Below are 17,427 nucleotides of genomic sequence, written 5' to 3'. Positions count from 1 at the left end.
GTGCGAATGCTGACATAAGTAACGATAAAGCGGGTGAAAAGCCCGCTCGCCGGAAGACCAAGGGTTCCTGTCCAACGTTAATCGGGGCAGGGTGAGTCGACCCCTAAGGCGAGGCCGAAAGGCGTAGTCGATGGGAAACAGGTTAATATTCCTGTACTTGGTGTTACTGCGAAGGGGGGACGGAGAAGGCTATGTTAGCCGGGCGACGGTTGTCCCGGTTTAAGCATGTAGGCGGAGGTTCCAGGTAAATCCGGTTCCTTGTTAACGCTGAGGTGTGATGACGAGGCACTACGGTGCTGAAGTAACAAATGCCCTGCTTCCAGGAAAAGCCTCTAAGCATCAGGTAACACGAAATCGTACCCCAAACCGACACAGGTGGTCAGGTAGAGAATACCAAGGCGCTTGAGAGAACTCGGGTGAAGGAACTAGGCAAAATGGTGCCGTAACTTCGGGAGAAGGCACGCTGATATGTAGGTGAAGTCCCTGCGGATGGAGCTGAAATCAGTCGAAGATACCAGCTGGCTGCAACTGTTTATTAAAAACACAGCACTGTGCAAACACGAAAGTGGACGTATACGGTGTGACGCCTGCCCGGTGCCGGAAGGTTAATTGATGGGGTTAGCGGTAACGCGAAGCTCTTGATCGAAGCCCCGGTAAACGGCGGCCGTAACTATAACGGTCCTAAGGTAGCGAAATTCCTTGTCGGGTAAGTTCCGACCTGCACGAATGGCGTAATGATGGCCAGGCTGTCTCCACCCGAGACTCAGTGAAATTGAACTCGCTGTGAAGATGCAGTGTACCCGCGGCAAGACGGAAAGACCCCGTGAACCTTTACTATAGCTTGACACTGAACACTGGTCCTTGATGTGTAGGATAGGTGGGAGGCTTTGAAGCGTGGACGCCAGTCTGCGTGGAGCCAACCTTGAAATACCACCCTTTAATGGCTGGTGTTCTAACGTAGACCCGTGATCCGGGTTGCGGACAGTGTCTGGTGGGTAGTTTGACTGGGGCGGTCTCCTCCCAAAGAGTAACGGAGGAGCACGAAGGTTAGCTAATCCTGGTCGGACATCAGGAGGTTAGTGCAATGGCATAAGCTAGCTTGACTGCGAGAGTGACGGCTCGAGCAGGTGCGAAAGCAGGTCATAGTGATCCGGTGGTTCTGAATGGAAGGGCCATCGCTCAACGGATAAAAGGTACTCCGGGGATAACAGGCTGATACCGCCCAAGAGTTCATATCGACGGCGGTGTTTGGCACCTCGATGTCGGCTCATCACATCCTGGGGCTGAAGTAGGTCCCAAGGGTATGGCTGTTCGCCATTTAAAGTGGTACGCGAGCTGGGTTTAGAACGTCGTGAGACAGTTCGGTCCCTATCTGCCGTGGGCGCTGGAGAATTGAGGGGGGCTGCTCCTAGTACGAGAGGACCGGAGTGGACGCATCACTGGTGTTCGGGTTGTCATGCCAATGGCACTGCCCGGTAGCTAAATGCGGAAGAGATAAGTGCTGAAAGCATCTAAGCACGAAACTTGCCCCGAGATGAGTTCTCCCTGAGACTTTAAGTCTCCTGAAGGAACGTTGAAGACTACGACGTTGATAGGTCGGGTGTGTAAGCGCAGCGATGCGTTGAGCTAACCGATACTAATGAACCGTGAGGCTTAACCTTACAACGCCGAAGATGTTTTGGCGATGAGAGACGATTTTCAGCTGATACAGATTAACAGAATTTGCCTGGCGGCTTTAGCGCGGTGGTCCCACCTGACCCCATGCCGAACTCAGAAGTGAAACGCCGTAGCGCCGATGGTAGTGTGGGGTCTCCCCATGCGAGAGTAGGGAACTGCCAGGCATCAATTAAAAGAACCCCGTACCGTATGGTGCGGGGTTTTTTGCTTTGGGTTTTTCCCGCTGCCGGAGAGAGCATCAGACAGCACACCAATTCAAAATAAACGCGGCGATCTCCTCAACGTTATTCAAATCCAGTACCGGTATCTCCAGATCCAGGGCTACGTCACTGGCGACTGCAATCACATGCTCATCAAGCGTCAGCTCGTGAACATCATGCCCGGCATGGCTTCTGAACAGCAGGATCTTTGCCACCGCGTCATGCTTAAACCCCTCAACCAGCACCAGATCCAGAGTAGAGTGATCCATCCGGCTAACCAGATACATGAGATCCAGCGGCGCTTCATCCGGTGTTTCAGTAATCAATGCCCAGCGCTGATCACTCGCCACCATCGTTTGGGCAGCACCTGCCTTACGCAGTTCATAGCTGTCTTTTCCCGGCTTATCGACATCCATATTGTGATGCGTATGCTTAATTAATCCGGGGCGAACACCTTTAGCGCAAAGCGCAGGGATCAGTTTTTTCAGCAGCGTCGTTTTCCCGGTACCACTCCAGGCTGAAATGGCCAAAACAGGTATCATTTTTTCTCCTGCATCATCTGCAAATCTTCTGTGGTATTGACGTTCATAAACGCCGATTTCAGATCGCTAAAATCGACGGGATGGCCGCCTGACTGGCGCATAAAAGCCATCACCCTGCGCTCTCCTGCCGTCAGGTACTCCTGTAAAGCCGGAACTAACGAACGGTGGATCAACGCAACAGCAGGGTGGTCGCGCTCACCGTCATGGGCCCAGACAACGGGTGCGCTACCACGAAGCCGTACCATGCGTTCGACAAGACAAGACGGAATAAACGGAGTATCACACGGACAGAAGATAAACCACTCTCCGTGCGACTGCTGCATAACCGAAAGCATACCGGCCAGCGGCCCGGGGTAATTCTCCTGGGTATCCTCGTAAACGGGATACCCGCTACGTTGATAAACATCTCTATGCCTGTTAGCGCTGATGGCCATTGTCATGACCTGGCCCGCAAGCGTATCAGCGACATGCTGCCAGAGTGGCTTACCGTTAAGGAGCTGAAGACCTTTATCTTTCCCCCCCATTCGGGTTGCCTTGCCACCCGCCAGAACAACGCCGATTATTTGTTGGCCATGATTCATGAATATCGCCTCTTTTATTGTGGGATTGACCCTGCTAACGTGTCACTCTCAATGAAAGGAGCACCACCATGAAATGTAAACGTCTGAATGAAGTCATTGAACTCCTCCAGCCGGCCTGGCAAAAAGAGCCAGAGCTTAATCTGATGCAATTTTTACAGAAACTGGCGAAAGAGTCAGGTTTTGACGGCGAACTGACAGACCTTTCTGACGATATCCTGATCTACCATCTCAAAATGCGCGACTCTGCCAAAGACGCTGTTATTCCCGGTATTCAGAAAGATTATGAGGAAGATTTTAAAACCGCGTTGCTGCGCGCACGTGGCGTAATTAAAGAGTAAAAGCTTGTAAGCGGCGGCACCGAAATCGCCACAAGATGATATCCTGAATCATTCGTATAATTTCCGGATGATCGGATGAACGACCAGGCTTTTACTTTCCAGACATTACACCCGGATACCATTATGGATGCGCTGTTTGAACAGGGTATTCGGGTGGATTCCGGGCTAACCCCCTTAAATAGCTACGAAAACCGCGTCTATCAGTTTCAGGACGAGGATCGTCAGCGCTTCGTCGTAAAGTTCTATCGCCCTCAACGTTGGTCCGCAGAACAAATTCAGGAAGAGCACCAGTTTGCTCACGATCTACTGGATGATGATGTTCCCGTTGCCGCGCCGCTTAAATTTAATAACCAAACGCTGCTCACCCACGAAGGGTTTTACTACGCCGTATTCCCAAGCCTGGGGGGCCGCCAGTTTGAAGCGGATAATATCGATCAGATGGAGTGGGTTGCCCGATATCTGGGACGCATTCACCAGACGGGACGCAAAGAAGACTTTATTGCCCGTCCGACAATCGGTATTCAGGAATACCTGCTTGAACCTCGTCAGGTATTTGAAACCTCGGCGCTAATCCCCAAAGCACTTAAGGATAATTTCCTCAACGCGACCGATAAACTTATTGATGCGGTGAAAACCTGCTGGCGCGATGATATTTCCGTTCTGCGTCTGCACGGCGATTGTCACGCTGGTAATATTCTCTGGCGTGATGGCCCGCTGTTCGTCGATCTCGATGATGCCCGTATGGGGCCAGCGGTTCAGGACCTGTGGATGCTGCTCAATGGCGATAAAGCTGAGCAACGGATGCAGCTTGAAACGATTATTGAGGCCTATGAAGAGTTTAGCCCTTTTAATTCAGACGAAATTGTCCTGATTGAACCTTTACGCGCGATGCGTTTTGTTTATTATCTCGCATGGTTAATCAGGCGTTGGGACGATCCTGCATTTCCCCGTAATTTCCCGTGGCTTACCGGAGAGGATTACTGGCGCAGCCAGATATCCACATTTACTGAGCAGGTTAAGGTTCTTAAGGAGCCCCCTCTGCAATTAACGCCGATGTATTAATTGGACACACCCAGGAGAGAGTTAATCATGAAAAAAATTTGGCTGGCGCTGGCAGGTATGATTCTGGCATTTAGCGCTTCTGCTGCGCAGTTTACCGACGGCAAACAGTATACGACGCTGGAAAAGCCAGTCGCTGGCGAGCCACAGGTTCTGGAGTTCTTCTCGTTTTATTGCCCACATTGCTATCAGTTCGAGCAGGTGCTGCATGTTTCCGATAACGTGAAGAAAAAGCTTCCAGAAGGCACCAAAATGACCAAGTATCACGTTGAGTTCCTGGGCCCATTGGGTAAAGACCTGACTCAGGCGTGGGCGGTAGCTATCGCGCTGGGCGTGGAAGATAAGATCACTGCACCAATGTTTGAAGCAGTCCAGAAAACCCAGACAGTTCAGACGACTGCAGATATCCGTAAAGTCTTCGTGGATGCCGGTGTGAAAGGTGAAGAATACGACGCGGCATGGAACAGCTTTGTGGTGAAATCTCTGGTAGCCCAGCAGGAAAAAGCCGCCGCAGACCTTCAGTTGCAGGGCGTTCCGGCGATGTATGTTAACGGCAAATATCAGCTGAACACGCAGGGCATGGACACCAGCAGCATGGATATCTTCGTACAGCAGTACGCGGATACCGTGAAATATCTGGTCGAGAAGAAGTAAGATCAATAAAGAAAAAAACGCCGGTCACTGACCGGCGTTTTTGTATGAAGATTTAATCTTTTCTATCTGTTCATCTTTCTCATTCCAGAGCGTATTCAGCCAACGCTGGAAAAGACGTTTGAAATTCTTATCGTTAACGTAATCCCCGTGCAACCCGTCATCAACCGGCACCAGCTCGATACGTACAACGATCCGCGTCAGCTTGCCGCTGAGCATATCGAAGAACGGTGTCCTGTCGTTTTCCGGATAGCAGAGCGTGACGTTGAGTAATTTATCGAACTGCGCGCCCAACACGTTAAGCGCCATCGCAATGCCCGCAGCCTTGGGCGGCAGCAGGTGCTGATAAGGAGAGCGAGTTTGTTGACGCTTCTCTTCCGTAAAGCGCGAGCCTTCCACGAAGTTCACAATGGTTGTCGGATGCGCGCGAAATTTTTCGCAGGAACGGCGCGTGGTTTCCACATCTTTACCACGACGCTCCGGATGACGAAGCAAATAGCTGCGCGAATAGCGTTTCATAAACGGCATATCGAGCGCCCAGCAGGCCAGACCGATAAAAGGTACCCAGGCGAGCTGCTGTTTCAGGAAGTATTTGTTCATCGGGATATGTTTGCGGAAAAGCACGCATAACACCACGATGTCAGCCCAGCTGTGGTGGTTGCAGATGAGCAGGTACCAGTTCTTTTTGTTGAGGCCTTCAAGCCCTTCCACATCCCACTTCAGGTGTGGGTTCAGGTACAACAGGAACGCCAGTCCTTCACACCAGCAGTACATCATAAAATTACAAAATGCGGATACGGCTCGCCATACCACGGGCACGGGCAGCAGCAACTTAATGATGCCGGCAATAATGATCGGCACAGAACAGGCGACAGTCACCAGAATAGTTAAAATGATGCTTAAAGGTAATGTTATTGCTGCGAGCAATCTCGACATGATGAGCTTTTTCAGATGGTTAGCTGTAAGTGAGCGGCCGGCTATCCGGTGCAGGGCGCTGATTTTATCAGAAATCAGACAAAATAAGGGTGCTTTCATGCCAGGCGTTGCGGGATAACGCCCGGGAGCAGAAGATTTCGCTATAACGGCATGCGGCCCTGGGCTTATATCCACATAGACTAAATTGTCATCAATTGGCCATAAAGATCAAATGAAACATAATAACTATATGATATATAGCATCTATTTATTATGAGGTATGTACTTTTAGCGTCTGTTATTCCTGTGACGTAAAAGTATGCACAAACTTATCCACAGATTTATTTTTGCGAGCGATCCTCACGATCACAAAATCTTTTCCTGTATCTGGCGCTAATAACTGATGTTTTCATCCTTCTGTGGCATCCTTTACGCATAAATTGATTAAAGGCACGGACATTATGGTTCAGATCCCAGAAAACCCTCTTATTCTCGTCGACGGCTCTTCTTACCTGTATCGGGCGTATCATGCGTTTCCTCCTCTGACCAATAGCGCAGGGGAACCTACCGGCGCAATGTACGGCGTGCTAAACATGCTGCGCAGCCTGATCCTTCAGTACCAGCCAACCCATGCGGCAGTGGTGTTTGATGCGAAAGGTAAAACCTTCCGCGACGAGCTTTTTGAGCATTACAAATCTCACCGTCCGCCAATGCCTGACGATCTGCGTGCGCAGATTGAACCGCTGCACGCGATGGTAAAAGCGATGGGCTTGCCGCTGCTGGCCGTCTCTGGGGTCGAAGCCGATGACGTAATAGGCACGCTGGCACGTGAAGCAGAAAAAATGGGTCGTCCGGTACTGATCAGTACAGGGGATAAAGATATGGCGCAGCTGGTAACGCCAGGTATCACCCTGATTAACACCATGACCAACACCATCCTTGGGCCTGAAGAGGTGGTTACAAAATATGGCGTGCCGCCAGAGCTGATTATCGACTTCCTCGCGCTGATGGGCGACTCCTCGGATAACATCCCTGGTGTACCTGGCGTGGGTGAAAAGACCGCCCAGGCGCTGCTTCAGGGATTGGGCGGGCTGGATACACTGTACGCGGAGCCGGACAAAATCGCCGGCCTCTCCTTCCGTGGTGCAAAAACCATGGCCGGAAAGCTGGAAGAGAACAAAGAGGTGGCTTATCTCTCCTATAAGCTGGCAACCATTAAAACCGATGTTGAACTGGAACTGGGTTGTGAGCAGCTGGAAGTGCAGCAGCCTTCCGCAGACGAACTGCTAAGCCTGTTTAAGAAATACGAATTCAAGCGCTGGACCACGGACGTAGAAGCCGGTAAATGGCTGCAGGCAAAAGGGGCCAAACCGGCTGCTAAGCCAAAGGAGACGATTGTCGTTGATGCCGAAGAGCTGGCAGAAGAAGAGGCCATCGCGCTCTCTTTCGACAACTACGAAACCCTCCTTGAAGAGTCACAGCTGGTGGCGTGGATTGAGAAACTCAAAAAAGCGCCGCTCTTTGCCTTCGACACGGAAACCGACAGCCTCGATAACATCTCGGCCAATATGGTCGGCCTGTCATTTGCGACGGAGCCGGGAATGGCGGCCTATGTGCCCGTTGCACATGATTACCTCGATGCGCCTGATCAGATCCCGCGTGAGCGTGTGCTGGAGCTGCTGAAGCCGATTCTGGAAGATGACAAGGCGCTTAAGGTCGGGCAAAACCTCAAATATGATCGCGGCATTCTGCAAAACTATGGCATTGAGCTGCGCGGCATTGCGTTCGATACCATGCTGGAATCTTACATTCTCGACAGCGTGGCGGGTCGTCACGATATGGACTCCTTATCCGACCGTTGGCTCAAGCATAAGACCATTACCTTTGAAGAGATTGCCGGAAAAGGTAAAAACCAGCTCACCTTCAATCAGATTGCCCTGGAAGAAGCGGGTCGCTACGCGGCCGAAGACGCCGATGTCACGCTGCAACTGCACCTGAAGATGTGGCCAAAACTGCAGAAGCACGAAGGTCCGCTGAACGTGTTCCAGCACATTGAGATGCCGCTGGTACCTGTGCTCTCGCGCATTGAGCGCAACGGCGTAAAAATTGATCCGACGGTGCTGCATAACCACTCCGGAGAACTGGCGCAGCGGTTGACCGAGCTTGAGCAGAAGGCGCATGAGCTGGCCGGCGAACCGTTTAACCTTTCATCTCCGAAACAGCTTCAGACCATCCTGTTTGAAAAACAGGGAATTAAGCCGCTGAAGAAAACCCCTGGCGGCGCGCCATCAACGTCTGAAGAAGTGCTTGAGGAACTGGCGCTGGATTACCCGCTGCCAAAAGTGATTCTCCAGTACCGTGGTCTGGCGAAGCTGAAGTCTACCTATACCGATAAACTTCCGCTGATGATCAACCCTAAAACGGGCCGCGTGCATACCTCGTATCATCAGGCTGTGGCGGCGACCGGTCGTCTCTCCTCGACCGATCCAAATCTGCAGAACATCCCGGTACGCAATGAAGAAGGCCGTCGTATCCGTCAGGCGTTTATCGCGCCAGACGACTACCTGATCGTCTCGGCCGATTACTCGCAAATTGAGCTGCGTATTATGGCGCACCTGTCACGCGACAAGGGGCTGCTGACGGCCTTTGCGGAAGGAAAGGATATCCACCGTGCAACGGCGGCTGAAGTCTTTGGGCTGCCTCTGGACAGCGTGACTCACGAGCAACGTCGCAGTGCGAAGGCGATCAACTTCGGTCTGATCTACGGCATGAGCGCCTTTGGCCTTTCGCGCCAGCTCAACATTCCGCGTAAAGAGTCGCAGAAGTATATGGATCTCTACTTCGAGCGTTATCCGGGCGTGCTGGAATATATGGAACGCACCCGTGCGCAGGCGAAGGAGAAAGGCTACGTCGAAACCCTGGATGGCCGTCGCCTTTATCTGCCGGACATCAAATCAAGCAACGCCGCGCGTCGTGCCGGTGCAGAACGGGCTGCCATCAACGCCCCGATGCAGGGGACGGCGGCAGACATTATTAAGCGCGCGATGATTGCGGTTGATGCCTGGCTGGAAAAAGAGAAGCCACGCGTGAAGATGATCATGCAGGTACACGATGAACTGGTATTCGAAGTCCACAAAGATGATCTGGACACCGTGTCGAAGAAGATCCACGAACTGATGGAAAGCAGCATGACGCTTGACGTGCCGTTGCTGGTGGAAGTGGGCAGCGGTGAAAACTGGGATCAAGCTCACTAAGGGTTCTGCCAATAACGCGCTTTTTATGTAAGTTAGCAACATAACAAAGTGCGTTTTGTGACGATCATTAGAATTCCCTATGTAAAGAATGAAAAAAAACTACAAAAAGTGCTTTTTCTACAGCAAAAAAAGGGGTAGAGTTATTCGCGTAGGGTACAGAGGTAAGATGTTCTATCTTTCAGACCTTTTACTTCACGTAATCGGATTTGGCTGAATATTTTAGCCGCCCCAGTCAGTAATGACTGGGGCGTTTTTTATTGCGGCAAAGAAAAAACCAGGCAAAAAAAAGCGCGGACATCGCCGCGCTCGGTATTACTCTTCTTCCGCTTCCGTCGCGGGTTCCAGCTCGTTGAACCAGCTATCGAGCTTCTGACGCAGCTTGTCGACACCCTGCTTTTTCAGCGAAGAGAACGGCTCCACCTGTACGTCGCCGTTAAAAGCCAGCACCGCTTCGCGAACCATATTCACCTGCGCTTTACGCGCGCCGCTCGCCAGTTTATCCGCTTTAGTCAGCAGTACCAGCACGGCTATCTCACTTGAGACAGCCCAGTCGATCATCTGCTGATCGAGATCTTTCAGGGGATGGCGGATATCCATCAGCACCACCAGACCTTTCAGGCACTGGCGTTTTTCCAGGTATTCACCCAGCGCGCGCTGCCATTTGATCTTCATCTCTTCCGGTACTTGCGCGTAACCATATCCCGGTAAGTCGACCAGGCGTTTGCCTTCTGCCACTTCAAACAGGTTAATCAGCTGAGTACGGCCAGGTGTTTTTGAGGTACGCGCCAGGCTCTTCTGATTGGTCAGCGTATTCAGGGCGCTGGATTTGCCCGCGTTAGAGCGGCCAGCAAAAGCCACTTCAATGCCAGTATCAGAAGGAAGGTGGCGGATATCGGGCGCACTGGTGACAAAATGCGTCTGTTGGTAGTTCCAGGTAGTCACGTGGTCGTCTCCAAAATCGTAATCTGAGGGGGATTATACCTGAATGCCGGCAAAAGACTTTTTTGATTGCACAGTGCCTGTAGGTTAAAACCCTGGCGGTTGTGAGAGATCGGCTATGAATACTATGGGAGATTTCAGAGAATTCGCAGGCGTTAAAAAAGCCAAATTGTTTTAAATCATAAGTTTATTCTCGGGTAATTATCTGAAAATCCGTTTTTGTGCCGTTTCGTTGCTTGTCAGTTTAACTGAACAGGGTAAAGTGTGCGTCAGGGCGAGGAAGCCAACAGGAAACAGACTTAAGGATTAGGGTCAGGAGCGCCAGGAGGCGAAGACGCAGGATTGTCAGGATGACCAACGCCTGGAGGCGTTTTAACAGGAAACGGAACCGTATCACGGATGGTATTAGCCAAGGGATAAACAGGGTTTGTTGTTGGCAAACACGGAATGTCTGACCCGTTAAGGGTTGTGAGTCAGGAAAAAAGGCGACAGATTGCTCTGTCGCCTTTTTTCTTTGCTTGCTTTCTGCTAGATTTCGCCGCAATTCTATACTGAAGAAAACGACTTAAAGATAAAACATCATGAAAAAACCGACCTCCGCTGCGGGCGCTAAACGCCCTGCAAAAGCACACCGCAAAACGCGCGAAGAACTGAACCAGGAATCGCGCGATCGCAAACGCGATAAAAAACATCGCGGTCATGCTGCGGGTAGCCGTGCAAACGGTGGTGATGCTTCTGGCGCTTCTGCGAAAAACAAGCAGCAGAAAGACCCACGTATTGGCAGTAAAACACCTGTTCCACTGGGCGTGACAGACACCCCGGTCACTAAGCAGCACAAACCAAAGAGCGAGAAACCTATGCTTTCACCGCAGGCTGAGCTGGATTTGCTGGAGAACGATGAGCGCCTGGACGCGCTGCTGGAACGTCTTGAAGAGGGTGAAACCCTGACCGCCGAAGAGCAGTCATGGGTTGATGCCAAACTGGACCGCATTGATGAGCTGATGCAGAAGCTGGGTCTGTCTTACGAGGATGACGAAGACGAAGAAGAAGACGAAAAGCAGGAAGATATGATGCGTCTTCTGAAGGGTGGAAACTAACATTTGCATCCGGCAGGGACGATAGTCCTGCTAATAACCCTTCCGGTTATATGTTATCTGGTGTGGTTATTCGTTAAACTACGGCGGTTGTCGCGGCGACAGAAGTGGCTGCGCACCCGAGTGATGGCCCGCGATGGGACCAGAACGGGCCGCCGTATGCGAACGCGACACCAACGGAAGGAGTGAGCATGTCTGTACCAACTATCGACTGGGATTTGGCCCTAATCCAGAAATATAACTATTCCGGGCCGCGTTATACGTCATACCCCACCGCGCTGGAGTTCTCCGATAGTTTCGGCGAAGCGGCGTTTCAGCAGGCTGTCGCGCGCTACCCCGAGCGTCCGCTGTCGCTCTATGTCCATATTCCGTTCTGCCACAAGCTCTGCTACTTCTGCGGCTGCAATAAAATCGTTACCCGTCAGCAACATAAAGCCGATCAGTATCTGGATGCGCTGGAGCAGGAAATTCTGCATCGTGCCCCGCTGTTTGCCGGCCGTCACGTCAGCCAGCTTCACTGGGGTGGGGGGACGCCAACGTATCTGAATAAAGCGCAGATCAGCCGTTTAATGACGCTCCTGCGCAACAACTTCCGTTTTAACGACGATGCTGAAATCTCGATCGAGGTCGATCCGCGCGAAATTGAGCTGGATGTACTGGATCATTTACGCGCTGAAGGTTTCAATCGCCTGAGCATGGGCGTGCAGGACTTCAACAAAGAGGTGCAGCGGCTGGTGAACCGTGAGCAGGATGAAGAGTTTATCTTTGCCTTACTCAACCACGCCCGCGATATCGGCTTTACGTCGACCAATATCGACCTGATTTACGGCCTGCCTAAGCAAACGCCGGAGAGCTTCGCCTTCACGCTGAAACGCGTGGCCGAACTCAACCCGGACCGCCTGAGCGTCTTTAACTATGCGCATCTGCCGACGCTGTTTGCCGCTCAGCGCAAAATCAAAGATGCCGACCTGCCTTCTGCCCAACAGAAGCTGGATATTCTGCAGGAAACCATCGCCTCGCTGACCGAAGCCGGTTATCAGTTCATCGGTATGGATCACTTTGCTCGTCCGGATGACGAGCTGGCTATTGCCCAGCGCGAAGGCGTACTGCACCGAAATTTCCAGGGCTACACCACCCAGGGCGACACCGATTTGCTGGGGATGGGCGTCTCCGCCATCAGCATGATCGGTGACTGCTACGCGCAGAACCAGAAAGAGCTGAAGCTTTACTATCAGCAGGTAGATGACGTGGGCAACGCTCTGTGGCGCGGTATCGCGTTAACGCGCGATGACTGCATCCGTCGTGATGTGATTAAGGCGCTCATCTGTAACTTTCGTCTTGATTTCAGCGACGTGGAAGCGCAGTGGGATCTGCATTTCAGCGATTACTTTGCTGATGACCTGAAGCTGTTAGCGCCTCTGGCAAAAGATGGGCTGGTGGATGTTTCAGAACGTGCAATTGACGTGACACCCAAAGGGCGCCTGTTGATTCGTAATATCTGCATGTGCTTCGACGCCTATCTGCGTCAGAAAGCGCGTCTGCAGCAGTTCTCACGCGTCATTTAAGACGTGCCAACATATTTGGCCGGGTAAGGCGAAGCCGCTACCCGGCTTTTTTGTTAGCGACTCTCTAGCTAAACAGCCCAACCAGCGCCGCGCACAGCACAGCAGCAACGGCTGTTTGTGGCGTGTGGCTTTCTGCTGCTCCACTTGAGAGCATATTCACTAATGTTTCCAGCATGATGATCACCCTCACTTTCCGGGCACGATCATACAAAAATCATTGATACAGTAAAGCGCAAAATAGCAGCAATTTGCGCTCAATTAATAACCTTTACACAAGGGTAAAGATCACTCCATGCCCAGCTCTTTCAGCTTACGCGTCAGGGTATTACGTCCCCATCCCAGCAGGCGTGCCGCTTCCTGCTTATGGCCCTGTGTATGGCGGAGTGCGGTGGTCAACAGCGTGCGCTCCATCTCGGGCTGGGCTTCAGACAGCAAGTTTTGATGACCGGAACGCAGCGCGCGATCGGCCCACTGTGCCAGCAGCGTCGCCCAGCTGTCCGGCAATGCATGTCCGGTGCTGCTTTCTGGCGCAGTCGCTTCAAACAGTTCAGCCGGTAAATCCTGAATCAGGACTTCCTGTCCGGCGGCCATTACCGTCAACCAGCGACAGGTGTTTTCCAGCTGACGCACGTTGCCCGGCCACGCCAGACGGGTGAGGGCGGCATCGGTTTCCGGGTGCAACTGCTTGGCTTCCACGCCCAGCTCACGGGCAGCGACCTGCAGAAAATGACGCGCCAGGCGGGGAATATCTTCACGGCGTTCACGTAGCGGTGGCAAATGAACGCGGATCACGTTCAGGCGATGGAATAAATCCTCACGGAATTTACCTTCCTGGACGCGCTGCTCCAGATTCTGGTGCGTCGCGGCAATAATGCGTACATCGACCTTCACCGGCGCATAGCCACCTACGCGATAAAACTGTCCGTCGGCCAACACGCGCAGCAGACGGGTCTGGACATCCAGCGGCATATCGCCGATTTCATCCAGGAAGAGTGTTCCACCGTCAGCCTGCTCGAAGCGACCCTGGCGAATGGTATTTGCGCCGGTAAAAGCCCCTTTCTCATGGCCAAACAGTTCAGATTCAATTAAATCCTTCGGGATGGCGGCCATATTCAGGGCGATAAACGGTGCTTTTGCCCGCGGGCTGTGGCGATGTAAGGCATGCGCTACCAGCTCTTTACCGGTTCCCGATTCACCGTTAATCAGTACGCTGATGGACGAGCGTGACAGACGGCCAATGATACGAAACACATCCTGCATGGCTGGCGCTTCGCCAATGATGTCCGTCGTGGGCCCGAAGTCAGGCGTGTGACGAGGTTGCTGCTGCTCCTGGTAGTGGCTGATCGCGCGCTCAACCAGGGCAACCGCTTCGTCGATATCAAACGGTTTGGGCAGGTAATCGAACGCCCCTTGCTGATAGGCGCTCACCGCGGCGTCCAGGTCGGAATGCGCCGTCATTATGATGACCGGAAGCATAGGATGGCGTTGTTTGATCTGCTTTAAAAGCGCCAGTCCGTCCATTCCCGGCATGCGAATATCCGAAAGCAGCACATCCGGCGTTTTGGTGGTGAGTGCGTCGAGCACTTCGCTGCCGCTCTCAAACGTCGTGCAGCTTAATCCTGCCCCTGTGAGCGCGCGTTCAAGCACCCAACGGATGGAGCTATCGTCATCGACTACCCAGACTATCCCTCGTTGCATAAACGTCACCTTTATTTTTTAATCGGCAGGAAAACCGAAAACTCGGTATGTCCCGGCCAACTGGTAAATTCAATTTTTCCAGAGTGTTGATCGATCAAACTACGGGCAATGGATAACCCCAGGCCGGTACCGCCTTCGCGACCGCTGACCATCGGGTAGAAAAGGGTGTCCTGAAGATGCGACGGAATACCCGGCCCGTTGTCCTCAACGTCGATGCGGGCAGCCAGACGATAGCGCACGCCGTGCAGTGTGAGCTGGAACGCGGTGCGGGTGCGCAAAATAATTTCGCCCCCTTCCGGCCCCAGCGCCTGCAGGGCATTACGCACAATATTCAGCAAGACCTGCTCAATCTGATCCGGGTCGTGCGCCAGTTCCGGCAGGCTTGGGTCGTAATCACGGACCAGCGTGACGTTCTCCGGCAGCTCCATCGAGACGAGTTTCACAACCCGCTCAGCCACTTTATGAATACTTTCTGAGACATGCATGCCGGGCTGTTGTGGCCCGAGCAGACGGTCAACCAGGTTACGCAGGCGGTCTGCCTGCTCAATGATGACGTTGGTGTACTCCGCCAGCGCAGGGTCGGGCAGCGCTTTGGTCAGGAGTTGTGCCGCACCGCGTAAGCCACCCAGCGGGTTCTTGATTTCATGCGCCAGGCCTCGCACCAGGTCACGGGCGGCAATTTGCTGAGCATGTTGAAGTTGTTCCTGGCTCAGGCGGCGCTGATTATCCATCGGCGCCATTTCAAGCAGGATCAGCCCTTCAGGAAGCCGTTGTGCGGTAAGCGATAAAATATGTGAGCGCCCGTCGATCACCAGCGTGACTTCGTTATCGGTAAAGCCCTGACCGGCCTGCAGACTTTCCTGCATCAGGCCAATATTCAGCGAGAAATAGCTCAATAATTCCGGAAGCGGGGTGCCAAACAGTTTGCGTGAGCTCTGGGCGAGCAGCTGCTGCGCCGCCGGGTTGGCGTAATGTACGGCCAGCTCGTCGTCGACCAGCAAAATACTGTTAATCAAAGAATTGAGGATCTGCCCAGCATCGGGCAGCGTGCCAGTTGCCATTCAGCAGTCTCCTGGAGTTGGTTGCACTAATTTAGTGCAGTATAGCTTTTTCGTCGTAAAAAGCGCGTGAGATCAGTTTGTTGGTGGAGAAAAAAGCCCATCCGGAGATGGGCTGAAAGTTTCCACGGCAACAAATAAAAGCTTGTGAGATCGCGCGTAAAAGGGCGCGCGAAACTCATTGAAACTTAAACGCTGTAGTACAGTTCGAACTCAACCGGGTGTGGCGTCATACGCACACGGTCGTTCTCTTCAGTACGCAGGGCGATGTAAGCATCGATAGCGTCGTCGGTGAACACGCCACCTGCAGTCAGGAACTCGCGGTCTGCGTCCAGCGCCTGCAGGGCTTCTTCCAGAGAGCCTGCAACCTGTGGGATCTCTTTCGCTTCTTCTGGCGGCAGGTCGTACAGGTTTTTGTCCATGGCTTCGCCTGGGTGGATCTTGTTCTTGATACCGTCCAGACCCGCCATCAGCAGTGCTGCGAAGCACAGGTATGGGTTAGCGGCTGGATCCGGGAAGCGAACTTCGATACGACGCGCTTTAGGAGACGCTACCACAGGGATACGGATAGAAGCAGAACGGTTACGCGCAGAGTACGCCAGCATTACCGGTGCTTCATAGCCTGGGACCAGACGCTTGTAGGAGTTAGTGGTTGGGTTCGCCAGGGCGTTGATCGCTTTAGCGTGTTTGATTACGCCGCCAATGTAATACAGAGCCTGCTCAGACAGACCGGCATATTTGTCACCAGAGAACAGGTTGGTTCCGTTCTTGGACAGAGACATGTGGCAGTGCATACCGGAACCGTTATCGCCAAACATTGGTTTTGGCATGAAGGTCGCGGTTTTACCGAAACGGTGCGCGACGTTGTGCACAACGTATTTGTAGATCTGAATTTCGTCTGCTTTTTTGGTCATAGTGTTGAAGCGGGTTGCCACTTCGTTCTGACCCGCAGTCGCCACTTCGTGGTGGTGAGCTTCAACCACCAGGCCCATCTCTTCCATTACCAGACACATGGTGGAACGGATGTCCTGAGCGGAGTCGACCGGAGGAACCGGGAAGTAACCGCCTTTAACGCCAGGACGGTGACCTTTGTTACCACCTTCGTATTTGGTGGAGGAGTTCCATGCACCTTCGATATCGTCGATGGCAACGTGGGAGCCAGAAATAGAGGCACCGAAACGGATGTCATCAAACAGGAAGAATTCTGGCTCTGGCCCGAACAGTACGGTGTCTGCGATACCGGTTGAACGCAGGTACTCTTCAGCGCGTTTCGCGATGGAGCGTGGGTCGCGGTCGTAGCCCTGCAGTGTGCCTGGCTCGAGGATGTCGCAACGGATGATCAGGGTTGGTTCTTCGAAGAACGGATCAATGACCGCAGTGGAAGCGTCAGGCATCAGAACCATGTCAGATTCGTTGATACCTTTCCAGCCGCCAATGGAGGAGCCGTCAAACATTTTGCCTTCTTCAAAGAATTCGGCGTTTACCTGATGAGCAGGAATAGTGACGTGCTGTTCTTTACCTTTAGTATCGGTGAAGCGCAGATCAACAAACTTCACTTCATGTTCGTTCAGCATCGTCAAAACGTGTTCAGCGGACATACTTAACTCTCCAGATTGGTCATTGTCGTCGTGGTAACGAGGTCTTCAATTTCTGTCTTGGGCTGGCTGTGTGCCATTTTTTTGCCGTATTTTTATAAAGCGAAATCTGTGCCAACTTTTAAAACACCCCAAAAAGGCGTTATCATGCGCACCATAGTGCAAAAGTGCTGCACCACAATGGTTATGTTGCACCAGTATAGTGCTTCAGTGTGAACACTGAGCACCATATTGGTGCAATTTTCGTTAAAGTGCCCTTTT

14 protein-coding genes, 1 rRNA gene and 2 other annotated features are annotated in these 17,427 nt (G+C 52.5%); of the genes, 7 read left to right on the top strand and 8 right to left on the bottom strand.

Features of this window, described 5'->3' with window-relative positions:
• The first annotated feature begins 14 nt into the window (after window positions 1–14).
• Window positions 15–774: a sequence feature (23S ribosomal RNA rRNA prediction is too short), on the top strand.
• 1 nt (window position 775) lies between these two features.
• Window positions 776–1,648 (top strand) — a sequence feature (23S ribosomal RNA rRNA prediction is too short).
• A gap of 77 nt (window positions 1,649–1,725) precedes the next feature.
• Window positions 1,726–1,841 (top strand): 5S ribosomal RNA (rrf, locus tag JTA15_RS17565).
• 74 nt (window positions 1,842–1,915) lie between these two features.
• Here rrf and mobB read toward each other — a convergent pair.
• A complete protein-coding gene (gene mobB / locus JTA15_RS17560) occupies window positions 1,916–2,419 on the bottom strand; it encodes a molybdopterin-guanine dinucleotide biosynthesis protein MobB (RefSeq protein ID WP_219372546.1) in 504 nt (167 codons plus the stop codon).
• Window positions 2,416–3,000 (bottom strand): molybdenum cofactor guanylyltransferase MobA, encoded by a 585-nt coding sequence (gene mobA / locus JTA15_RS17555; RefSeq protein WP_163304504.1) that lies wholly within the window; start codon window positions 2,998–3,000, stop codon window positions 2,416–2,418. The genes mobB and mobA overlap by 4 nt, the downstream gene beginning before the upstream one ends.
• A 68-nt stretch (window positions 3,001–3,068) precedes the next feature.
• On the opposite strand from mobA, the gene JTA15_RS17550 reads away from it, so the two are divergent.
• The 3 genes from JTA15_RS17550 (at window position 3,069) to dsbA (ending at window position 5,051) form a co-directional block, all read left to right on the top strand.
• Window positions 3,069–3,338 carry a YihD family protein gene (locus tag JTA15_RS17550; RefSeq protein WP_010436801.1) on the top strand — a complete coding sequence of 90 codons (270 nt, stop codon included), beginning with the start codon at window positions 3,069–3,071 and terminating at the stop codon, window positions 3,336–3,338.
• 75 nt (window positions 3,339–3,413) lie between these two features.
• On the top strand, window positions 3,414–4,400 hold the full coding sequence (locus JTA15_RS17545; RefSeq protein ID WP_020883991.1) for a serine/threonine protein kinase: 987 nt from the start codon (window positions 3,414–3,416) through the stop codon (window positions 4,398–4,400).
• A 27-nt stretch (window positions 4,401–4,427) separates the two neighbouring features.
• Window positions 4,428–5,051, top strand: coding sequence for a thiol:disulfide interchange protein DsbA (gene dsbA / locus JTA15_RS17540; RefSeq protein WP_020883990.1), 624 nt, complete (start codon window positions 4,428–4,430; stop codon window positions 5,049–5,051).
• A 24-nt stretch (window positions 5,052–5,075) separates the two neighbouring features.
• On the opposite strand, the gene JTA15_RS17535 is transcribed toward dsbA, so the two are convergent.
• Window positions 5,076–5,984, bottom strand: a complete 909-nt coding sequence (locus JTA15_RS17535) for an acyltransferase (protein ID WP_032679750.1) — start codon at window positions 5,982–5,984, stop codon at window positions 5,076–5,078.
• Window positions 5,985–6,424: 440 nt separating this feature from the next.
• On the opposite strand from JTA15_RS17535, the gene polA reads away from it, so the two are divergent.
• The gene (polA, locus tag JTA15_RS17530; RefSeq protein ID WP_219372545.1) at window positions 6,425–9,217 is read left to right on the top strand and encodes a DNA polymerase I; all 2,793 of its coding nucleotides are present in this window, start codon (window positions 6,425–6,427) and stop codon (window positions 9,215–9,217) included.
• 312 nt (window positions 9,218–9,529) lie between these two features.
• On the opposite strand, the gene yihA is transcribed toward polA, so the two are convergent.
• On the bottom strand, window positions 9,530–10,159 hold the full coding sequence (yihA, locus tag JTA15_RS17525; RefSeq protein ID WP_014172255.1) for a ribosome biogenesis GTP-binding protein YihA/YsxC: 630 nt from the start codon (window positions 10,157–10,159) through the stop codon (window positions 9,530–9,532).
• 578 nt (window positions 10,160–10,737) lie between these two features.
• On the opposite strand from yihA, the gene yihI reads away from it, so the two are divergent.
• A complete protein-coding gene (yihI, locus tag JTA15_RS17520) occupies window positions 10,738–11,253 on the top strand; it encodes a Der GTPase-activating protein YihI (RefSeq protein WP_020883987.1) in 516 nt (171 codons plus the stop codon).
• 188 nt (window positions 11,254–11,441) lie between these two features.
• Window positions 11,442–12,815, top strand: a complete 1,374-nt coding sequence (hemN, locus tag JTA15_RS17515) for an oxygen-independent coproporphyrinogen III oxidase (RefSeq protein ID WP_219372544.1) — start codon at window positions 11,442–11,444, stop codon at window positions 12,813–12,815.
• Window positions 12,816–12,879: 64 nt separating this feature from the next.
• Here the strand turns inward: hemN and JTA15_RS17510 are convergent, their stop codons facing one another.
• The 4 genes from JTA15_RS17510 to glnA form a co-directional block, all read right to left on the bottom strand.
• Window positions 12,880–12,990, bottom strand: coding sequence for a YshB family small membrane protein (locus JTA15_RS17510; RefSeq protein ID WP_032670298.1), 111 nt, complete (start codon window positions 12,988–12,990; stop codon window positions 12,880–12,882).
• 110 nt (window positions 12,991–13,100) lie between these two features.
• Window positions 13,101–14,513: a nitrogen regulation protein NR(I) gene (glnG, locus tag JTA15_RS17505; RefSeq protein ID WP_020883985.1), complete on the bottom strand. Its 1,413-nt coding sequence runs from the start codon at window positions 14,511–14,513 to the stop codon at window positions 13,101–13,103.
• Window positions 14,514–14,524: 11 nt separating this feature from the next.
• Window positions 14,525–15,574 carry a nitrogen regulation protein NR(II) gene (gene glnL, locus JTA15_RS17500; RefSeq protein WP_014172250.1) on the bottom strand — a complete coding sequence of 350 codons (1,050 nt, stop codon included), beginning with the start codon at window positions 15,572–15,574 and terminating at the stop codon, window positions 14,525–14,527.
• A 185-nt stretch (window positions 15,575–15,759) separates the two neighbouring features.
• Window positions 15,760–17,169, bottom strand: coding sequence for a glutamate--ammonia ligase (glnA, locus tag JTA15_RS17495; RefSeq protein ID WP_014172249.1), 1,410 nt, complete (start codon window positions 17,167–17,169; stop codon window positions 15,760–15,762).
• Window positions 17,170–17,427: the final 258 nt, after the last annotated feature.

The sequence above is a fragment of the Enterobacter sp. BIDMC 29 genome, assembly GCF_019378755.1.
GTDB classification, from domain to species: Bacteria; Pseudomonadota; Gammaproteobacteria; order Enterobacterales; family Enterobacteriaceae; genus Enterobacter; species Enterobacter ludwigii.
This window is presented reverse-complemented; position numbering and strand designations above follow the sequence as displayed.

What these genes read in the sequence shown, in the direction of transcription:
- JTA15_RS17510 (WP_032670298.1), bottom strand. Translation starts at nt 12,990, where the DNA reads ATGCTGGAAACATTAGTGAATATGCTCTCAAGTGGAGCAGCAGAAAGC.
- JTA15_RS17550 (WP_010436801.1), top strand. Translation starts at nt 3,069, where the DNA reads ATGAAATGTAAACGTCTGAATGAAGTCATTGAACTCCTCCAGCCGGCC.
- mobA (WP_163304504.1), bottom strand. Translation starts at nt 3,000, where the DNA reads ATGAATCATGGCCAACAAATAATCGGCGTTGTTCTGGCGGGTGGCAAG.
- dsbA (WP_020883990.1), top strand. Translation starts at nt 4,428, where the DNA reads ATGAAAAAAATTTGGCTGGCGCTGGCAGGTATGATTCTGGCATTTAGC.
- hemN (WP_219372544.1), top strand. Translation starts at nt 11,442, where the DNA reads ATGTCTGTACCAACTATCGACTGGGATTTGGCCCTAATCCAGAAATAT.
- yihI (WP_020883987.1), top strand. Translation starts at nt 10,738, where the DNA reads ATGAAAAAACCGACCTCCGCTGCGGGCGCTAAACGCCCTGCAAAAGCA.
- glnG (WP_020883985.1), bottom strand. Translation starts at nt 14,513, where the DNA reads ATGCAACGAGGGATAGTCTGGGTAGTCGATGACGATAGCTCCATCCGT.
- mobB (WP_219372546.1), bottom strand. Translation starts at nt 2,419, where the DNA reads ATGATACCTGTTTTGGCCATTTCAGCCTGGAGTGGTACCGGGAAAACG.
- JTA15_RS17535 (WP_032679750.1), bottom strand. Translation starts at nt 5,984, where the DNA reads ATGTCGAGATTGCTCGCAGCAATAACATTACCTTTAAGCATCATTTTA.
- polA (WP_219372545.1), top strand. Translation starts at nt 6,425, where the DNA reads ATGGTTCAGATCCCAGAAAACCCTCTTATTCTCGTCGACGGCTCTTCT.
- JTA15_RS17545 (WP_020883991.1), top strand. Translation starts at nt 3,414, where the DNA reads ATGAACGACCAGGCTTTTACTTTCCAGACATTACACCCGGATACCATT.
- glnA (WP_014172249.1), bottom strand. Translation starts at nt 17,169, where the DNA reads ATGTCCGCTGAACACGTTTTGACGATGCTGAACGAACATGAAGTGAAG.
- glnL (WP_014172250.1), bottom strand. Translation starts at nt 15,574, where the DNA reads ATGGCAACTGGCACGCTGCCCGATGCTGGGCAGATCCTCAATTCTTTG.